2 protein-coding genes are annotated in these 939 nt (G+C 56.8%); one reads left to right on the top strand and one right to left on the bottom strand.

Going from position 1 to position 939, the window contains the following annotated elements; translation table 11 throughout:
• Positions 1-58: 58 nt before the first annotated feature.
• Entirely contained in the window at positions 59-223 is a 165-nt protein-coding gene (locus tag PROAA_RS13325) for a hypothetical protein (protein ID WP_186411810.1), read from the bottom strand.
• Between the two features lie 211 nt (positions 224-434).
• Between PROAA_RS13325 and PROAA_RS13320 the strand changes: the two genes are divergently transcribed.
• Positions 435-842, top strand: coding sequence for a hypothetical protein (locus PROAA_RS13320; protein WP_186411809.1), 408 nt, complete (start codon positions 435-437; stop codon positions 840-842).
• Positions 843-939 lie beyond the last annotated feature (97 nt).

The following is a 939-nucleotide window of genomic DNA, read 5'->3' as shown; positions in this document are numbered from 1 at the left end:
TGTCCAACAACCGGTTCAGATCGTGGCTCGCTTCGCGATCACGATCTAACCTTAATCGTTAGGCACCTTGCTGCTCATACGACAAGAGACCTTCGCGAAATACTCTTGCTTCGTGATAGGGGAAAACATGGTGTCCGCAGTGCTCCGTGAAGACGGCAATCGCCTTCCTTGTCTCGCTGACGATGAAGAATGCGTACTTGAACTCCACTTGTGAGTCGTCCATCAGTTCAACTCGAATTGTTTCCGGTGGGAATGAAAGAAGGCGCGATGATTGTTCGCGCAAAGTTACCGCCGTGCAATTGAATCGCGCGGCCAGTTCCTCTGACCACTCGTCAATGACTATCTTCGACATTCGTGGAACTGGGTACATGATAGGTGCCTAACGTGAAGCTAACCGGCGTGCCGCCCACGGACGCCACCAAGGGAGGATGAGCATGGAGCAAGAACCGAAGGTTGAAGGAAGCACATGCGGCACGTCCGCGTTGAGCGCCGGGTTGGGGGCCGGAACTGACCTCTACCGCAGCGTGTTGTCGTTTAACGACGATGACGCAGAGCGCAAGGCCTTGATGGAAGTAGTCTGGCGCAATACGCCGTGGATGGTGGACGCCTTTGTAGGATCGCACAACACGGCGCGGCGCTTCGCCGTTATGGAGTGGTGCCTTGACACGTTCGGACCAGAGGCATGGCCAATCCACGGCCATGCGGGGCAGTGGCATTCCGGTGGCGCAACGATAAACGGGTGGGCATGGATGGGGTTCTCAACCAAGGATCAGATGCGACGATTCATGGACCGATGGCCAGCCCCCAACGCAGAAATCAGCCCGCCGCGTGATGCGGGTTGAGAACAAGCACACATTTATCCCGGTCGGCTGGATTGACGGGTTGGACGAAGCCGCTACGCGGAGAAAGACCACCTCGCGGCCCCACGAATTATTCTGC

The sequence above is a fragment of the Candidatus Propionivibrio aalborgensis genome, from assembly GCF_900089945.1.
Classification (GTDB): Bacteria; Pseudomonadota; Gammaproteobacteria; order Burkholderiales; family Rhodocyclaceae; genus Propionivibrio; species Propionivibrio aalborgensis.
Note: the sequence above shows the minus strand (reverse complement) of the source record. Positions and strands in the feature narration are given on the sequence as shown.

Excerpts from the sequence above, each read along its gene's own strand:
- PROAA_RS13325 (WP_186411810.1), bottom strand. The coding sequence starts at position 223 with ATGGACGACTCACAAGTGGAGTTCAAGTACGCATTCTTCATCGTCAGC.
- PROAA_RS13320 (WP_186411809.1), top strand. The coding sequence starts at position 435 with ATGGAGCAAGAACCGAAGGTTGAAGGAAGCACATGCGGCACGTCCGCG.